Annotated in this window: 20 protein-coding genes, 1 tRNA gene and 1 pseudogene; 6 read left to right on the forward strand and 16 right to left on the reverse strand. The window is 53.5% G+C overall.

The features are described from left to right. Position 1 precedes the first annotated feature (1 nt). Positions 2–403, reverse strand: coding sequence for a cupin domain-containing protein (locus tag HB779_RS06910; RefSeq protein ID WP_188345015.1), 402 nt, complete (start codon positions 401–403; stop codon positions 2–4). Beyond that, positions 394–774 (reverse strand): helix-turn-helix transcriptional regulator, encoded by a 381-nt coding sequence (locus tag HB779_RS06915; protein WP_188345016.1) that lies wholly within the window; start codon positions 772–774, stop codon positions 394–396. The genes HB779_RS06910 and HB779_RS06915 overlap by 10 nt, the downstream gene beginning before the upstream one ends. A gap of 122 nt (positions 775–896) precedes the next feature. Here HB779_RS06915 and HB779_RS06920 point away from each other — a divergent pair, with 122 nt between their 5' ends. After that, the gene (locus HB779_RS06920) at positions 897–2,072 is read left to right on the forward strand and encodes an MFS transporter (protein WP_188345017.1); all 1,176 of its coding nucleotides are present in this window, start codon (positions 897–899) and stop codon (positions 2,070–2,072) included. A 69-nt stretch (positions 2,073–2,141) separates the two neighbouring features. On the opposite strand, the gene HB779_RS06925 is transcribed toward HB779_RS06920, so the two are convergent. Then, positions 2,142–2,603, reverse strand: a complete 462-nt coding sequence (locus HB779_RS06925) for a YidB family protein (RefSeq protein WP_188345018.1) — start codon at positions 2,601–2,603, stop codon at positions 2,142–2,144. 164 nt (positions 2,604–2,767) lie between these two features. On the opposite strand from HB779_RS06925, the gene HB779_RS06930 reads away from it, so the two are divergent. The 3 genes from HB779_RS06930 to HB779_RS06940 all read left to right on the forward strand — a co-directional run bounded on the left by HB779_RS06930 (position 2,768) and on the right by HB779_RS06940 (position 4,581). Further along, entirely contained in the window at positions 2,768–3,025 is a 258-nt protein-coding gene (locus HB779_RS06930; RefSeq protein ID WP_188345019.1) for a GlsB/YeaQ/YmgE family stress response membrane protein, read from the forward strand. A gap of 472 nt (positions 3,026–3,497) precedes the next feature. Next, a complete protein-coding gene (locus HB779_RS06935) occupies positions 3,498–4,154 on the forward strand; it encodes a TetR/AcrR family transcriptional regulator (RefSeq protein ID WP_188345020.1) in 657 nt (218 codons plus the stop codon). Further along, on the forward strand, positions 4,117–4,581 hold the full coding sequence (locus HB779_RS06940) for a VOC family protein (RefSeq protein WP_188345021.1): 465 nt from the start codon (positions 4,117–4,119) through the stop codon (positions 4,579–4,581). The genes HB779_RS06935 and HB779_RS06940 overlap by 38 nt, the downstream gene beginning before the upstream one ends. Positions 4,582–4,742: 161 nt before the next feature. On the opposite strand, the gene HB779_RS06945 is transcribed toward HB779_RS06940, so the two are convergent. The 5 genes from HB779_RS06945 to HB779_RS06965 all read right to left on the reverse strand — a co-directional run bounded on the left by HB779_RS06945 (position 4,743) and on the right by HB779_RS06965 (position 9,058). After that, positions 4,743–5,180 (reverse strand): hypothetical protein, encoded by a 438-nt coding sequence (locus tag HB779_RS06945; RefSeq protein ID WP_188345022.1) that lies wholly within the window; start codon positions 5,178–5,180, stop codon positions 4,743–4,745. A gap of 103 nt (positions 5,181–5,283) precedes the next feature. Next, on the reverse strand, positions 5,284–6,213 hold the full coding sequence (locus HB779_RS06950; protein ID WP_188345023.1) for a DUF930 domain-containing protein: 930 nt from the start codon (positions 6,211–6,213) through the stop codon (positions 5,284–5,286). Between the two features lie 418 nt (positions 6,214–6,631). Continuing rightward, a complete protein-coding gene (locus HB779_RS06955) occupies positions 6,632–7,135 on the reverse strand; it encodes an ankyrin repeat domain-containing protein (protein ID WP_244642475.1) in 504 nt (167 codons plus the stop codon). Between the two features lie 162 nt (positions 7,136–7,297). Continuing rightward, a complete protein-coding gene (locus tag HB779_RS06960) occupies positions 7,298–8,212 on the reverse strand; it encodes a hypothetical protein (protein ID WP_188345025.1) in 915 nt (304 codons plus the stop codon). A 579-nt stretch (positions 8,213–8,791) separates the two neighbouring features. Next, a complete protein-coding gene (locus tag HB779_RS06965; RefSeq protein WP_188345026.1) occupies positions 8,792–9,058 on the reverse strand; it encodes a hypothetical protein in 267 nt (88 codons plus the stop codon). 331 nt (positions 9,059–9,389) lie between these two features. Between HB779_RS06965 and HB779_RS06970 the strand changes: the two genes are divergently transcribed. Further along, positions 9,390–9,659 carry a DUF1488 domain-containing protein gene (locus HB779_RS06970; RefSeq protein ID WP_188345027.1) on the forward strand — a complete coding sequence of 90 codons (270 nt, stop codon included), beginning with the start codon at positions 9,390–9,392 and terminating at the stop codon, positions 9,657–9,659. Here the strand turns inward: HB779_RS06970 and HB779_RS06975 are convergent, their stop codons facing one another. Both HB779_RS06975 and HB779_RS06980 read right to left on the reverse strand, forming a co-directional pair. Beyond that, positions 9,660–9,926, reverse strand: coding sequence for a hypothetical protein (locus tag HB779_RS06975; RefSeq protein ID WP_188345028.1), 267 nt, complete (start codon positions 9,924–9,926; stop codon positions 9,660–9,662). Between the two features lie 119 nt (positions 9,927–10,045). Then, positions 10,046–11,104 carry a fatty acid desaturase gene (locus tag HB779_RS06980; RefSeq protein WP_188345029.1) on the reverse strand — a complete coding sequence of 353 codons (1,059 nt, stop codon included), beginning with the start codon at positions 11,102–11,104 and terminating at the stop codon, positions 10,046–10,048. 245 nt (positions 11,105–11,349) lie between these two features. On the opposite strand from HB779_RS06980, the gene HB779_RS06985 reads away from it, so the two are divergent. Further along, entirely contained in the window at positions 11,350–12,087 is a 738-nt protein-coding gene (locus tag HB779_RS06985; RefSeq protein WP_188345030.1) for a BPL-N domain-containing protein, read from the forward strand. 4 nt (positions 12,088–12,091) lie between these two features. On the opposite strand, the gene HB779_RS06990 is transcribed toward HB779_RS06985, so the two are convergent. From HB779_RS06990 to HB779_RS07015, 6 genes and pseudogenes are all read right to left on the reverse strand, one after another. After that, positions 12,092–12,168 (reverse strand) — tRNA-Arg (locus tag HB779_RS06990). A gap of 616 nt (positions 12,169–12,784) precedes the next feature. After that, the gene (locus HB779_RS06995) at positions 12,785–13,609 is read right to left on the reverse strand and encodes a hypothetical protein (RefSeq protein WP_188345031.1); all 825 of its coding nucleotides are present in this window, start codon (positions 13,607–13,609) and stop codon (positions 12,785–12,787) included. Between the two features lie 123 nt (positions 13,610–13,732). Continuing rightward, positions 13,733–14,695, reverse strand: a complete 963-nt coding sequence (locus HB779_RS07000; protein WP_188345032.1) for a gamma-glutamylcyclotransferase — start codon at positions 14,693–14,695, stop codon at positions 13,733–13,735. A gap of 129 nt (positions 14,696–14,824) precedes the next feature. Next, positions 14,825–15,436, reverse strand: coding sequence for an MAE_28990/MAE_18760 family HEPN-like nuclease (locus HB779_RS07005; RefSeq protein ID WP_188345033.1), 612 nt, complete (start codon positions 15,434–15,436; stop codon positions 14,825–14,827). Then, positions 15,423–16,499, reverse strand: a complete 1,077-nt coding sequence (locus HB779_RS07010) for a DUF262 domain-containing protein (protein ID WP_188345034.1) — start codon at positions 16,497–16,499, stop codon at positions 15,423–15,425. The genes HB779_RS07005 and HB779_RS07010 overlap by 14 nt, the downstream gene beginning before the upstream one ends. A 491-nt stretch (positions 16,500–16,990) precedes the next feature. Continuing rightward, positions 16,991–17,206 (reverse strand): annotated as a pseudogene (locus tag HB779_RS07015) (integrase core domain-containing protein); the annotation flags it as partial. Between the last annotated feature and the right edge of the window lie 157 nt (positions 17,207–17,363).

The following is a 17,363-nucleotide window of genomic DNA, read 5'->3' on the forward strand; positions in this document are numbered from 1 at the left end:
GTCAGTCCTGCCCGGAATATTGCTGATCGGAAACCTTTTCCATCCAGTCGACAGCATTGCCGTCAACGGCCTCCTGCATGGCAATGTGTGACATGCGGTTGGCCGGTGCGGCGCCATGCCAGTGCTTTTCCCCCGGCGGAATCCAGACCACATCGCCAGCTTTGATTGTTCGCACTTTTTCGCCCCAGACCTGCGCCAGCCCGGAGCCCGATACTATATAGAGGGTCTGGCCGAGCGGGTGCGTATGCCAGGCGGTGCGCGCGCCGGGTTCGAAATGCACGGTGGTGGCGATCAGCCGGGCCGGTTCCGGTGCCTGGATAATCGGGTCCTGCCACACCGTGCCGGTGAACCATTCCTCCGGTGCGCGGCGTGATGGTATGGAGCCGCAAGTCTTTACGTCCATTCGGTTTCTCCCGATGTTTCGGCCGCATCGGCCATTTCCTGATGCTTCGGCAACGGCAGGGTGCCGGCCGAGGTGACGATGGAATCGAGAAAGCCGGGAAAGCGGCTTTCGAGGTCGATGCGCCGCAGCGTGAGCAAACGCTTCGTACCGTCCGGACGTACATTGATCACACCCGCTTCCCGCAGCTTGGCCACGTGATAGCTGAGTGCGGTCTTTGAACCCAGTTCAAGAAACTGGCCGCATGTCATCGCCCGTTCACCGTTGCGGGCGAGAATGGCGATGATATTCAATCGCGTCTCGTCGCCGAGTGCGGTCAGAACAGCTGGAAGCGAAATCTCTTCGGCATCCGGATGAAACAGGGGATGGGTCATGCCCTCCTACCTAGCAACTACGCGGGAAAAGTTCAATGTTCAATAATCGTTGAACTTTGTTCTTGACTTCACATCCCGGTGAGTTCAATAGTTCAAGGATCATTGAACAAAGGATAACTCCCATGGACATTCGCCTCGTTGGTCTGGCGTTGGGTACATTTGCCATTGGCATCGAAGGCTTCGTTGTCGCCAGCCTGCTGCCGCAGATCGCCGGAGATACCGGGGTTACGCTGGTGCAGGCCGGTTATCTCGTCGTTATGTTCGCCCTTGCCTACGCTTTGGGCGCTCCGGTTCTCGCCGCCATCACAGGCTCGGCTGACCGGCGCCTCATTCTGGCAGGCAGTGCCACCACGTTCGTGATCGGCGCCATCCTTGCAGCAATCGCGCCGTCTTACGGATTTCTGACCGCCGCACGGCTGATCATCGGCATGTCGGCGGGGCTTTACGCTGCAACAGCACAAGCCACTGCCGTTGCCATTTCCGAGTCGAATCACCGCGCCCGCGCCATATCCGTCATTGTTGGCGGCACAACGCTGGCCGTGGCCTTCGGTGCGCCGCTTGGCGCTTTGATCGCCTCTTTTGCCGGCTGGCGCGGTACCTATGTTTTCGTGGCACTGATTGGCGCTGCGGCGACAACATTTGTCTGGTTCCTGCTGCCGCGCGGCCTGCGTGCCGACCGGTTGACCCTTGCCCAGCGACTTGGCGTTATCAAACATCCGGGTCTGTTCCCGGCGCTCGTTACCATGCTGCTCTATATGGCTGGCGGTTTCATCGTCTTCACCTATATCGCTGCTATTGCCGTTGACGGCACAGGCCTCTCGCGTCAGATGGTGCCGCTCGTCCTGCTGGCGTTCGGCGTTGGCGCTGCGCTGGGCAATTTCATCGGCGGGCAAATGTCCGATCGGTTTGGCGCCATCCGCACGTTGATCACGGCTTCATTCCTCAATGCCGCGTGCCTGATGGCAATCAGCGCGATCATGCAGTGGCGGAGTGATCTAGCCGGAGCAGCCTTGATGATTATCATGGTCATCTGGGGTGTTTCGGCCTGGATGTTTCCTCCCGCACAGGCAAGCCGGGTTCTGTCCATCGCCCCGGAGAGTGCGCCGCTCGCTTTGTCGCTTAACGGTTCGGCACTTTATCTCGGCATTGCCTCGGGGTCACTGATCGGCGGGCTGATCATCGCCAATGTCGGGCTTGAATATCTCGGCTGGATCGGCGGTGCATTTCCGCTGCTCGGCCTCGTCGTCATGCGCCTTGCAAGCGTCAACGCCAACAAGCGCGAGCTTTCGGTCGCCTGAGATGGTCGGGAGCTTCTTTGAAGAAATTACCGGCCGGAACGAGCCTCGCTCCGGCCGTTATTCGTCGTATCAGGACGATGTTTTCAACAGTGATGCGATCTGCTGGGTTGTCGGCACCTGACCGTTGGGTGTGAGCTTGTCGACAACGCCGGGAAGCACCTTCGACAGCTGCGCCAAAAGGTCTTCCTCGCTCATGCCGGTTTGCTGGGCGATCTCGGTGAGGGCCTTCTTGCCCAGTGCGACGCCGAGGTCAGCGGGGGCAATCGGCTTGTTCTCACCCGGCTTGACCCAGGAATCCGCTGCTTCACCGTGGCCGGCATTTGTCAGACTTTCCAGAAGGCCGCCGAGGCCGCCAAGAAGACCCCCACCTGCTGCGACATTGCCATTGTCCGCTGTTTGAGGGTTATCGGGAGCTGGTGCTGGCTGGCTCGAGCCGCCACTGAACATCTTTCCGACCAGAAGTGCCCCCAGCGCGATGATCAGCGGTTTTGAAATGTTTCCGCCTGGTACGGCATTGTCAAAAATTCCCATCTCGATCTCCCTTTGGTAATGACAAGATATCAATCAAGCTTTGCTTTCCGCCCCGGTCAGATGTCTGAATTTTCCGGGCGGGAAAACATATCACATCTTGATTTTATCCACTCTATGCGAAAACATGACGACATTACGCCAATAGATAGAGAAGGAATGCTTGCATGTCTGTTATCGGTTGGATCATCCTCGGGCTCATCGCGGGATTTATCGGCAGTAAAATCGTCAACAAGAGCGGTCAGGGTTTTATCCTTGATATTGTTCTGGGCATTGTCGGTGCTGTCGCTGGCGGATTTATCTTCAGTCTTTTCGGCGCAACGGGCGTTACCGGCTTCAACATCTACAGTCTGATTGTTGCGGTCATCGGCTCTGTCGTGGTGCTGTGGGTTTACCACGCGATCAGCGGACGTTCGTCAGTCTAGGTTTCTCTACGACTGAATATCGCTGAAACAGCAGGTGAAACTCCGGCCTTCCCACGCGTGGGAGGGCGAGGTAAGCCATGGGGTGAAGTACGCATCTATCATTTTAGAGCTTTAAATGGAGGGATATCCAATCCCTCATCCCGGACTTTCGGTCCAACCCTTCGCATAGTGGGGGGAGGGTATGGCGGTGCCGTTTGCACGTTCGCCTCGCGCTTTGCGCGCCTAAGTCTCCACGCTTTGCAAATTGCCTTTAAATAGGGTGAACATGCTTGACTGGCTCCTTGTGCTGTAACAGCACCACTCACCACTCACCACTCACCACTCACCACTCACCACTCACCACTCACCACTCACCACTCACCACTCACCACTCACCACTCACCACTCACCACTCACCACTCACCACTCACCACTTGACAGCATACACACTGGTTGGTATGAGTTTGCATACCAACCAGTGGGTATGCAAGATATGTCCGAACACATTCATGAATCCAAGATCAAGCTGCTCGATGCGGCGATGCTTGTCATCCGCACCAAAGGTTATGCGGCGACGCGCATCGAAGATGTGTGCGAGGCCGCCGGGCTGACCAAGGGCAGCTTCTTTCACCATTTCAAAAGCAAGGAAGATCTGGCCATCGCCACGGCACAACATTTTTCTGCCATGGCCGATGCGGGGTTTGCGCAGGCGCCCTATCAGTCAATTGCGGACCCGCTTGATCGCCTGCTTGGCTATGTGGATTTTCGCCAGGCCATGGTCAAAGGCCCTTTTCCCGATTTTACCTGTCTGCTCGGTACAATGGTGCAGGAAACCTACGAAACCCATCCGGCGATCCGCGATGCCTGCGAGGCGCATATCAGTTCTCATGCCCACGCGGTGACCGCTGACGTGGCAGCAGCAAAGGCTGCCTATGCCCCGGATGCCCCTTTCAGCGCCGATAGCCTTGGTCTGTTCACACAGGCCGTGGTGCAGGGCGCCTTCATTTTGGCCAAGGCACGCCAGAATCCTGATGTTGCCATCGAGTGCCTGTCGCATCTGCATACCTATCTTGAACTGCTGTTTTCATCACAACCCGTAAAGGATGAGTCCTATGACAAAGCAGAAAATCAGAAACTGCCTGTGGTTTGACAATCAGGCAGAAGAAGCCGCGAACTTTTACGTATCGATCTTCAAGAATTCCAAAGTCCTCGATGTCTTCCGCCCAACCAAAGACGGCCGGGTTCTTACGGTTACCTTCGTTCTCGATGGCGTGGAATATCTCGCACTGAATGGCGGGCCTGACTTCAAGTTCAATGCGGCGGTTTCGCTGATGATCGATTGCTCATCACAGGAGGAGGTCGATTATTTCTGGACCAGTCTGTTGCAAGGCGGCGAGGAAAGTCATTGCGGCTGGCTCATCGACAAATACGGCCTCTATTGGCAGGTTGTGCCTTCCCGGGCGCTGGAACTGCTGCAGGATCCGGATGCAGGCCGGGCCAAGCGCGCCATGGATGCGCTGCTGAAAATGATAAAAATTGACGTTGCCGAGCTGGAAAAAGCTGCCGACGGGCAGTGATCCTGCTTGGGGAGGCGTTTTGACCTGTAAACACAGATGCCGGCACAGCGCGCAAAAAGCGTTTCACCCGGAAGTCCGGATGAAACGGACTAAGAGAAATAGCGGCGCGCGCTGGAAAATAATGGTGTGGGTCGTTACCCATTCTCCTGTTTGTTTATTGGTCAAATCGCTTTCGGCCAGACCCAATAACTTTTCGGGTTGGCAAGGGCGCGTTTGCCTCCGGCAAAATACAAGCCACGAACACTACGCACGGCTGTCCATGCGGTTAGCAGCAAATAGATTTTTCCGATCTGGCTGAGCCATATCTGGGTATAAAACTGTTGAAGTTGGCTGTTATCGGAAGACCGCCAGAAAACCGTAAACGCCAAAACACCCGTAACAAGAACACCGATCGTCAAAACCACAGCACTTCGATATTGGGCTTCATAGTGCGTTTTCTCCCATTCTTCTCCTGTCTTCCGCTGCCTTTTCGCAACAAACAGCGTGTAGATTGGGAGAGGGAATGTGAACATACCAAAGAGTAAGACCGCATAGTTTGCTGGCACCCCACTCTTTTGCATGGAAACGTCCGGCTGGTTCATCCCGATATTGTCTTGCATGTCTGCCCCCGGTGAGATTACGCAACGTGACAGCAATGCAGCTAAGGTGGCAAGATGATCCGGAGTGTAGGGTGGTTAAATTCCCGCAGCTTGTCGCGACAAACTAATTCAAACTCAGACCAAGCACTCTCCACTCTTCTCGTGGAACGATGCCACGAATAGTGAAATTGAATGACACAACGTGCGTAAGCGCGGCATCGACAGAGCAGCTGTAGTCAATATAAATCCAGTTTGGACTGTTGCGAAAAGCGCCCCCTTTGGCTGTGAGAGAGGTTTTTGACATTATGAAACCTGCCCGGCCCGTGGGTAGAAACGCATCTATTCGCGCATTGCCCAGCCTCATGCTGGCCTTCGCCGCGCCCTCGTAAGAGCAGAGCCGTCTGATGCGTTCAGTCGGTGGCAGCTTTGAAAACTCCGGATTGTCTCTTGGATCGGAAAAGGAGTGTGATGAAAACATTTGATCCATGTTGGCAAAGGGGTTCGCTCGAGCCGCGACTTTCGGCCCGGCGGGCTTAATCACCTGATAGGATTTTGAGGTCTGAGGAGCGGCTTTTTGTTGTGGCATTGCCGCATCGCGGGCCGCTGGAACAGGTGCTGGCGATTGTTGTTTCGCCTGTCCAGCAGTATCACTGGGTTTGGTGTCCGATTGCAACTCTGCTGCTGTGTTGGATGGCACTGCTTCGATAGGCGAAGCTCCAGGTGCCGCTTCGGTTTGACGCTGCTCGGCCAACGATTCTTGTTGCTTCGAGACAACATCCTGGGTCTCGTCCTTACCAGCCGGCACTACTTCATCCGACGTTAGTTCTTTCTGCGGATCCGCCGCGGGTCTTGGAAGTGTAAGCGCTTGCGGCGAAGCCGCAGCAGCCGGTGCAGGCTGAGGCTTTGGCTCATCCGCCTTCTTCTCTTCTTTCTTTTCAGGCTCGGGTTTGGGTGGCTCCAGCTTTGGCGGTGGAACCACTTCCACTTTCACAGCCTCCGGCTCAGGTGCTTTCACCGGCCAGTCCGGCAATTTGAACAACAGCAGCAGGGCCACAGCCAGATGCACAAGGACAGACGCCAGGACGCCCCATCCGAGTTGGGCCCGCGGTTTTCTGGCGAACTGTAGCATTGCTCAATGGCTCGTTGACTTCATAACCCTACCTAGGAGCTGCAACCGCGCCCAACAAGCGGGAAATTCGATGGGTGCGGAAAGGCTGGTCATTTTGGGGTGGATTATTCGCAAATGTGACTGAAATGATGTCTCACAGTAAGGTGCAAGAGACTTTGGATTGCATCGCTATCGTGCGTGGTTCGAAAAGCTCACCATGAGGGAGTTGGGTTGATTGCAAAGACAGTCTGAAACTTTGCAGGATAAGTTCCCTGCAGCCTACCCAACTCCCTCATGGTGAGCTTGTCGAACCACGCACGATAGCCATGCAACCCAAAGCAGATATTAATCTATCCTAAGCCCACTACTTCAGCAGCTTGGCTATCTCCGGCTTGTCCGCGGCCAAGTCGAGGGCCGTCTTGCCACTCCCGGTCTTGGCGGTTTTGTCAGCACCATGTTTCAGCAAAGCTTTGACCACTGCCGGATCATCGCCATAGCTCGCCGCCATGTGCAGCGGTGTCATCTTGTCATAATCGCCAGCCATATTGACATCAGCTCCCTTGGCGATCAGCAGGTCAATCACGCTGGCTGGCCCGTAATAAGCAGCCGTATGCAGTGGCGCCCAGCCTTCCTGTGACTTCAAATTCACATCGGCACCGCAGGCCAGCATTTTGGCAACCAGATCAGCCTTCTTGTCGCGGATGGCAATGGCAAAATGCGGATCACCGCCGGAATCGCGTCCGTTCGGGTCAAGCTTCTTGCACTGTGCTGCCGTGGGGGCTGCGATCGCGCCTGCAACCGGCAGGGCTGTGCCGGCCACGCCCAACACCAGTCCGAATAAAACTGCTTTTGAAATCAATCGCGACACGCTGCGTCCTCTCCAAATTTGATTGCCTCTGCTGGCCACCTGATAAGGCAGGCTTCTACACATCCTTGCAACTCAAGAGAACAACAATCAGGTAAACAGGTCTTTGCATGAACACAAAATCCCGCGGTTTGCGCCGCGGGATTTCGTTCATGACAATCCGGTTTATCGGTTGCGGCGAATACCGGCTGCGCCGCCAATAGCGGCAGCAATCGCGCCGATCAGCATGGCGATGAAGGCTGCGAAACTACCGCTGGCAGCCAGCTTTGCCGTTTTGTCTGCGGCCTGCTTGGCTTGAACTTTGAGCTCTTCAACCTTCGCAGCGGCTTTCGCTTTCGCGTCGTCGATCTTGGCGACAGCAGCATCATAACGCTTGTTGGCTTCATCAGGCGAGATACCGAGCTGGGCTGCAATAATGCCGGTGACGCGCTGTTTGGTTTCCGCCGTAGTCTCTTCGCCCAAAGCATGGGCCGTCAAAGCGGAGACGACTTCCTTGCGCGCCTGTTCCGGCGAAAGGGACGTTGTCCCAGCAGGGTCGCGGTTCAGCACACCATCGACCAGACGGTCAACTTCCTGACCGGCTTGCTCCTTGGTGATGCCGCTGGCCTCCGCCGCTTGCGGGACCATGTCCTTGACAGTGGATGCTGCACCCGATGCAACCTGACCGACAGCCGAACCGGCGGTTGAAGCTACACTGCCGAGAACGCCGAAGGCGCCGCCGACCGCTGTGCCAAGCAGATAGAGGCCAATGGCCAGACCCGCTGCCCAAACAACCAGACCGTGCAACACACCACTCCAGCGTGCATACTGGCCGGAAAAATATGCCGCGACATAGCCGCCGATGGCGAGGGCGATGATCATCGCAATCGCGCTCCAGATGCCGCCGCCAATGCCAAGCCCCTGCGCCGAAGCGCCGTCGCCGGTGGCGCTGATCGTGCTCAGACCGATGCCGAGACCTAGCGCGCCCAAAAGGACCTGAACGGCAATTGCAAGAAGTGTGCCGCCAAAAATACCGCCCCAGGCAAGATTCTGCCGGTCGGTTACAATTGTATCCACTGTGCCCCGTTCATACGAAACCATGGTACGTCTCCAATCATTTTGTTCTTACGATAAAAATCCCTGACGAGGCGCAATCGGCCTCGGCGAGGTCAGGGCAAAAACACCTCTGAACAAAGTTGGTTCCGGCGTGGTGGCCGGATTTATTTTAGGCGGCGAATGGAACGAAAGTCGCGTTGGAAAGTATGCGCGCGGGGTCTCTGCAATTATGGGGGGAGGTTGGTGCGCGCCAGCAGGGTTTCTTGGGAGGTTAGCGCGCGCCAGCAGGGTGCGGGGAACGTGGCACAGCTATCGTACATGGTTCGACAAGCTCACCATGAGGGGAATGGGTGACTGCAAAGATAATCGCATAAGTCTCAGAATAGGTTCTATGCAACTGCAACCCATCCATTCCCCTCATGGTGAGCTTGTCGAACCACGCACGATAGCTTTGCAATGCTGCCCCCAAGAACACGCTTACCGCGCGTTTGAAGAGCGGTTGGATGCCTTCAATTGTGGCGAAAAGGTGGAAACGACTGCTCTCATGACTCTGGAATTGAGAGTTTGAACCGGTAATCGCCGGAGAGGGCTATGACGCGTATAGAACACTTCACTCAGGCAAACCTACAAATTGAAGCTGCTGCGATCCTTGCTGCTCCACATATCCGCCGCTTCAAGATTGTCTTCCGTTGCAATGCGTTCGTGCTTTTCGTCATTGTCACGGATGCGATATTGCAGCGAGCCGCCGCTGGCAGGCAAGGTTGCCAGAACCTCAAAAATGGCCACTGATTTCATCGTGCTGCCGGCCCAGTTTTTCATGCGCACTTTCTGGCCCACGGTAAAACGATGAGCGGGCGGTTCCGGCCGTCTAAAGCGTTTTTGCATGTTCATTCAGAAGTCTCCGCGCCGCTTTTCGTGTGCGGCCATCCATATTGCAATCGGGAAATTGTCACTTTGCACATGACCCACGGCAGGGCCCGGTCAGAACCGATTTATTGGTTGGATTTACAATTGTGATGCAAATATATCGGAATTTGCCATGTCAAAATTATAAATATTACAAATATCATACCTTAAATTCCCGATATATGCTATCACTCTGTCAAATATGATTGGGATATTTTTCAAACGTATTTGTAAGTAATATTTCATTTTTTCTTCAAAATGACACCTTAGCGAAGTATTTTTTGTCGAGAATAGAGAATACCGGAAGGAATTTATTTTGGCCCTGAATTTTCCAAATCGCAGCCGCAGCTATGATGCGGCGGCACAGCAAGTGCGCTTTATCGGTTACGACGGGTTGTTTCAGGTGCCGTTTCTTGTCGAGATCGCCGCATTCTGGAAAGGTGCATCCAAGGCGGATCCCGATGAGGACGACTATCTCGCGGCTTTCGATGCGGCGCGCAGCGCTATTCAGGACGCGGCACATAAGGCCTACGCCCATGGGCGCAAAAACCTTTATGTGCTCACCGCAGGCGATGTACGGGGATAATCAGGCGGTAGCGGCGATCATGGTTGCCGTCACCACAGGATGGCTGGTTTCACGCATACGGCGTTCGACATTGCAGGCCATTGTGGCCAGTTGCCCGATATCATTGTAACCCCGGTCGAACAGCCGCATGACTTCGCGGGCCAGTCGTTCGGCATCGTCGTTAGTACGGATAAGAAGACCAAGCATTTCGATGGCTTGATAGTAAGCCCGCTGCATGATTGCCCAAGCATCCTGCGTATAGGCAGCGCTGACGATTTCTGGTTTCATGATATGCTTCCCTTCCGGAATGGCGGGCGGGAGCGCTTGTTATCTCTCAAGCACCGGCTGCCTTCTGGAGTGCCGGTGACTTGATGATCTTACGAGGCAAAGGGCGTCAGCGCATTTAACTATGACATAGGAAATGCAGATTCCGTGGCGGGCAATCCGGCCAATGCCCGCGCCTCGCGAAACGAGATCAGCTTGCGGCGTCCTTCGTCCCACAGGACTAGTTTTACGCAGCGCAGGCTTTCCATGATGGTGATGCGCCCGACATTGCCAAGCTCCGGATAGTCGCGCAAAACTTCCGGTAGCCGGTAATAGGGAACACGGCTGGAGAGGTGGTGCACATGGTGAATGCCGATATTCCCGGTCAGCCAGCGCAGCGGCAATGGCAGGACATAGTGGGATGAACCATGCAGGGCCGCTTCCTGGAATTTCCAGTCAACCCCTTGTGACCAATGGGTTTCTTCAAACTGATGCTGCACATAGAACAGCCAGATTCCAGCGGCGCCTGCCAGCACGACGATAGGCAGATGCACCATCAGGAAGGGAATGATCCCGACAAGATAGATCAGCACGGATGCCGCAAGCGCGATCGCGAGATTGGTCGCCATGGTGGAAATCCATGGCTGCGCGCCAGAGCGCATCATGCCGAAGGGCAGGCGCTGTTTAAACAGAAAGAGCCATGCGGGCCCGATGCCGAACATCACGGCCGGGTGCCGGTAGAGCCGATAGCCGAGGCGGCCCCAGCGCGACAGGGCATGATATTCCGTGACAGTCAGTGTGGTGATATCGCCAACGCCGCGCTCGTCGAGATTGCCGGCAGAGGCATGGTGCAGCGCATGGGCCCGTCGCCAGTAATCATAAGGGGTGAGCGTCAGAACGCCAATGGCGCGGCCGGTCCAGTCATCGGTGTTGCGATGGGCGAAGAACGCGCCATGGCCGCAATCGTGCTGGATCATGAACAGCCGCAGCAGAAAACCCGCAGCCGGGATGATCAATAAAAGTCCCCACCAGAAACCGTAATGCACCGCCGCCCAGGACAGTGCCCACAGCGTCGCAAAAGGAACAACAGTTACGGCCAGTTCGAAGGCGCTACGGCCGCGATGCGGCTTGCGATAGTTCAAAAGAATCTTCGGCCAGGCACGTTCACCCGAACCGTCGGAGTTGAGAGCAGTGTTTTTCATAGTCCATTATAGGCCTGCCGCCATATCGCGCACAAGATACAATCTCGACTTTTGTATCAAAATGAAAACTTTTGTGAACGGATGGCAGGTAGCAAAGCATCTTACTGTGCCGCCGCCACACGATGCAGCATATGCAGGCAGGCTTCGCCGACTTTTCGCACTTCCAGCAGTTGGTTCGTTCTCAAACTTAAACCGCAATTCGATTTAGTGTGGATCGCATCGCATGATCTGATAGGTGTCCTCCCGTGTTCAGCGCCGTTAAATACGCACTTCTGATATGTTTTCTCCTGCTGAATTCTTCTGCAAATGCAGCGCAACCGGCTATAGCGCTCGTATATCGCGGCCCCGCCGGGTGCGATGACTGTTCGTCTGCAATTGCCGAAGCTTTGAGAACCAGCACATTCCACTTTGATGTGAAGTTTATCGGCCCGAATGAAAAGCTGAAACTGGTACCATCCAGCTTCATCGGGGCTTCATTGTATGTTCAACCCGGCGGCGGTCAGGACATTGCGGGGGCGAGGAAAAGTCTGGGAAAATCCGGCATCCAGACTGTCAGAGATTTTGTGTCCAGGGGTGGCCGATATCTTGGAATTTGTATGGGAGCATATCTCGCCACGGATCTGGGTTTTGATATCGTGGAAGGAGAAACAGATTCGGAGGTAGGCAGGCCGGGATTCCCGGTTTCCGATATTGGTGATTATGTGGTCCAGATAAAATGGAAAGGCTCATCCTCATGGACCTATTACCAGGATGGTCCGTATCTTCCAAAGAATCACAGGAATGCGGGTTTTCAGGAACTGGCCCATTATCAAAATGGGGACTTGGCTGCCGCACGTTACGCATTCGGCAAAGGCAGCGCGACCTTGATCGGACCACACACTGAAGCGCCCCAAGACTGGTATGATTATCACGGTTTGCACAATCCTGATGGTGTCAACTCAAAGCTCATTCAAGGATTGATAGATGCGGCAATGGCAAAGTAGGCAGTGGCGCACCCGACAGGATTCGAACCTGTGACCTCTGCCTTCGGAGGGCAGCGCTCTATCCAGCTGAGCTACGGGTGCATGGTGCTTCATGGAAAGCCTGCATGCGCGAAGCGGTTCTAACCGATGCGGCGCAAGGCTTCAATGGCGAATTTTGCAGAAGACAAAGAAGCTGTGAGATTGGCCGTAAGGATGAGTGCATTACGTGATGTGCCACAGCTGTGCCGGATCGGCCAAACCCGCATTTCGAGTGCTGTGCGGAGCTAAATAGCGATAGTTTAGCCGGCTGGGAGCAGCCGTTGGCAAACTTGGGAAGCAGCTCAGCATTGTGGCGAGTATGTGCCTCGACTAGCGCAGTTTCGTGTCATGGTCTCTGCGCTTGAACTTCGAGAACGTGGGCAGCAACGAGATCCATACCATTACTAGGTGGCCGCTGTTCGTCCAAGAGCGAGCTTCCGATGTAAGATACGATGGCAATTGGCGCAAAGGCACTTCAGATCCTCCGTTTTGGAACGATGGCCGGGCTGCATATTCGCTACATGAACTCGATGATGGTGAACTTCAATGCAGGCTGTCGCAGCCTCTTCTCCATAGGCTGCGATAGGATCAAGTCCGCATTGTTCGCAAAAGAGCCGCCCATGTTGCTCTATGAACTCCGCGCGCTTCCGTTTCGCGAGACCAGAATTCCGCTCGCGTTTTAGATGTTCGATGATCTTTGGATTTCCCTCAATCCAGGCTTGTTCTTCCTCTGTCGGTGACAGACCGGCGACTCTTCGATTGATTTCCGAAGGATCAGATTTGGGACGGGCGGCGGTATTGCCTTTTGGAACAATCCAAAGCCCGGCCTTATCGAGCAACTCAAAGCAGGGCGTTCCCCATCCCGCGCTGAAGTGCTTGGGATGAGCTTCGATGCCGAGTGCCTCTTCCAAGGCGACGCCAAAATCTTCTTGGGCGCTAACGCAACCCCATCATCCGTTAAGGCGTCGTATTCACGTGACAACGCGAAGTTTGAAGCATCTTTTCCGTCAAGTAATTTCGCAACGGCGTAGTGAATATGGGCAACCGTAACTCTACGCAGCAACGCGGCGGGGAGCCGGTCATCGTCAGCAGTATCGTCGATTGCACCTATAGCCAAAAGCAAGATGTCTCTATCCATCTTTGGGATCTGGATCAAAAGCCGCCGCCAGGCACCATGGCTGGCGCTTCCCTTGTTCATTGCCCGCACCAGTTCATCGAAACGAGCTGAAATCGATGCCTGTTGATCGAAGTGAAGAAGGCGCTCATCAAGAGGAATATCTTGGACGGGCTTGCTGTCCAAATAAATGCTGTATCGAATTCCAGCACCATCGAGACGGGCCAGCAGCAATTCAAGCGCCAGTCGATAATCGCGATTTCTTTGTTTGCCGCTACGGCTATGGAGGATCACTCCGCGCTCATCAAGCTCAAGCTTAGAGTTGAGTCGCGCGCTATTGTCGGTGACCAGAATTAGAGGGGTGCCCATAACGTTGAAATGATCAGCCATAACCGAACTTGTCCAGCCGAAGATAATAACGAGATAAAAAAGATGCTAATCAAGGAGTCCAATCAAGCTACTGTAGCCGCATGGTGGTCCAGATGATCGTGGTTGAATTGTAGATGCAATAGGCTAATCGTGAGATTCTTCAGCCGCCTCTGCTTCATCTTCCTCGTCAGAATCGCCGGGATGACTATCCCATCCACATACGCCACAAGATTCGTAGTAAGCACCATCTGGCGTGATCGCGATATCAAAGAACGTTCGCAAATTACGTGAAGCACATCGTGGGCATTGATCTGATCTATCTTCACGTTCCCTGCTCAGCAGACGCAAATAGTGATTCATGATGGCGTCTACAGCATCGAGGGCGATCAGTGACGCAGTTTTGTTTGCATTGCGATGGTGGGTAAGCCAGTTGACCAGTGGCCAAGCTTTTTCGACTATCGCTTTCATATAACCACGGAGTTCGTTGTTCTTTTCACCAGGGCATAATTTGCTCACAATCACCCGGTTCCATCCAACAACGTCGGCATCTTTTGGCCGCTCAGTATCGTCGGCAAGTTCAACTCTTCTTCTTGCAGCGCTGACGAGTGAAATTAAGCATTCGCGAAGCTGCATACCAACGGCTTGGAAATCGACGGCTTCTATAGCTCTCTCAAGCCGCTCGGCAGCCTGTGCCTGGCGTCTGATCACTTCACTGAAAGGTGACGATTCGTCTTTGGTCTCCCTCTCAGACCGGCTCATTACCCGCATCATTAGCCCGATATGAAAAGAGAGCGTATAGTCCAAGCTTGGGAAATGCTTCTGAGAATATAGGTTCGTCGGATTGTTGATCACCCACCAACGGTCTTTGTCCGTGTGAACGTCCCAGATATCGTAAGGCGCGCCCATCACATATTCGGTCTTGACACGCTCCACGTTCAGCACCGTCTCTTCGCCACGCGCTTGTCCCTCTACGTAGTCAGCAATGTCTCTCTCAGCATGAAAGTCGCGCTCGGCGCTGTAACGACCTAGTTGATCAGCCGGAAGCGGATGGTCTGGCGGGAAGGTGCAGTCGCTGTCTAATTTGTTATGCTCTTCCTTACCGCTCATCGATTGATCCAGTGTTGCCGACGGTGAGCAGAGCATATGTAAGAGCACTCATTGCAACGGCCTTTGACTAAGTTGCGTGGAAGTAGACTCGGTCCTATTTTAGGTGAAAACGGATTGTCGCTCATATTTTTAAACGTAAGGAGCCACGCGTAATCGTTGATCAACTTCAAATGCTAACTCATACATAATCTCGTAAACTGAATCTTCGAATGACACGTAATAGTTATATCCGCCTATATCGTCAGCTTTACCGTGGGCTATATTATTCCGGCGCGTTACCAGGGTTTTAATTTTTTGACGGTGTGTATCGACCGCCGGACAATTGATGTCTGCCAATTTCAATAGCTCTTCCAACACGTTGGGCCATAAATTCGATTTGGTATCCACTTCTGGAAACTGAGGTTTTTTCCCCAACGTAAGGTTCGCAAAATTCTCAAGTGACTCCAAGAATTCATCAGCTGGAAGGTTCTTGAGCCTCTTGATGTCTTTATCAAGTGCAAACGACCGTGTCTTGAGGGGTAAACCGTGACAGCTGGCCAAAGCTTTAGTAGCCCGATCGAAGAACACAGTTAAACAGAATTTGCAAAATCCTTCGTAGTGGGCATAGAGCAGGGCCCAAGCAGCCCTTGATAATACTTCCTGCTGTTTTTTGGTATCGCTGCGCTGGAGCAATATCTTCAACAATCCGAGCTCAGTTTCCCTCCAACTCAGGTCGATTGTAATTTCCTCAATTGTTTCCATTGCCCAACAGGTGCTGTTTTACGATTTCAATGCGAGAGTGAAATTTTGGATTGGTATTTGCGCCCGGTCCCGTCGATGCTTTAAATTCTTCTGATCCAAACGCGGTTTTTAATCGCTCGACAAGTTGTTCCGGTTCTATGGCTTTAAGGGCGGCAAGTTCATCGTTGACTGTTCCTATCACTGCTTCAAAGTAAGCTGGTGCTAATCGACCTGTCGGTTCGCCGTGGTCGTTGTAACGAACGAAAGCAGCGTCAGAAAACACACTGTCTATAAAATCGAATGATTCATTGAAAAGAGCTTCTTCGCTTTCGATTTCAAACGGTCCATTGCTCAAAAGAATGCTCTCCATGTAGTTGTCGAGCCATTCTTCAATATTGCCTTTAAAGCCCTCCTTGTAGTTTTTCACTGCAAAGAATCTCAAAACCAATTCTTCGTTAGCTCGTTTTTCCTTATCGGCACTAGGCAAACGCGATGTCGCACTTACAAAGCTCTCATGCTCAGCCATCCGTTGCAATGCGGAGTAAAAGTTCTCTCCACCTTCGATCATTCTTGAGGAACAGTTTCGGATTTCCTGGGCAGAGAGCAACGATCCGCCGGTATTGAGACGCTTGAACATCTCGTATTTAACGAACTGGTTTCCAGATTTTTTGATTATGATCGCGCGGATAGGTGTTCTTTTAACCTTGAGCTTCAACGTGGTCGAAAAATCATCGAACCGCTGACCGTTCAATGAAGCTATTATATCGCATCCTGTGAGAACAAGTTCAGGCTCGCCGATCGCTGTGTGATCCAAGAATTGCAACACCGAACTGGTCCGTTGAAGTCCGTCTATGAGCTCCAGAACGCCATCCTCATTCTCCACCAAGAATATTGGCGGTATTGGCAATCGGAGTAGAACTGATTCAATTAAGCGGGATCGTTGCTCATTCGACCATCGGAACAATCGTTGGTATTCAGGTCTAATGACGATCTCTTTGTCCCGATGAAGGTTCAACAATTCTCCGAACGAGAAATCCACGGCGTCCGTGCTGATTTCACTCTCTAATCGTTCTTCATCAATCATTGTAATTCCTATCGGCTTTATTCGCGGCAAAAGTCGGCACCGCACGCCGCTCACAGAATCGCACTGGTGACCTTAAATCAAATTGGCACGCTTTCTGTGCTTTTAATAGAGACGGATATTGGATGTCCCTATACACCGCCGAAGCAGTCGGTCTTTATTCTAAGGTCGGATGGACAGCTACAACTGGCGTAGACCCAGGCATCGGACTTAGAAAAGAGGTAGGAAGCGTTAGAGGAGTCCCTCAGATCGCCACAAAGCTACCGATTGACAGGCACGGCCCATTTCAATCGCAAGGTGTTACAATTCCCAACCTTGTCGAACGGGTGATCGTTGGACCAACGAATTATCCCTACATCGTTGCGGATGCACTAAGTATGGCGATGAAACTTGCAGGTATAGAGAATGCTGACGACAAGATTCGGATCTCCAAGATCCCGATGCGCATGGAGTAATGAACCGCTCCGGGTTTGCCGGAGGCTATTTCGTTTAAGTTATGCGGCCATGGCTGCTTCGTCCAGCATGGCATAATATCGCTCTTCAGCTTCGGCTGGCGGTATATTCCCGATTGGCTCCAGAAGTCGTCGGTGGTTGAACCAGTCGACCCATTCCAGGGTAGCGAATTCTACCGTCTCGAAGCTCCTCGATGGTCCGCGCCGGTGAATGACCTCGGCCTTGTAAAGACCGTTGATCGTTTCTGCGAGGGCGTTGGAGCCTCCGGCAAACCCGGAGCGGTTCAGTAATGTCCACCGATTTAGAGCAGCGCTACGTTGCCAACATAGTGGTCCAAACCAGGTGTTGGACGTTGCCGAAACCAATTCGTCGGCCAGAGTAATCAAGAGTCTGAATGAAAACGCAATGGGATAG

It is taken from the genome of Phyllobacterium sp. 628, from assembly GCF_014189505.1.
Taxonomy (GTDB): domain Bacteria; phylum Pseudomonadota; class Alphaproteobacteria; order Rhizobiales; family Rhizobiaceae; genus Phyllobacterium.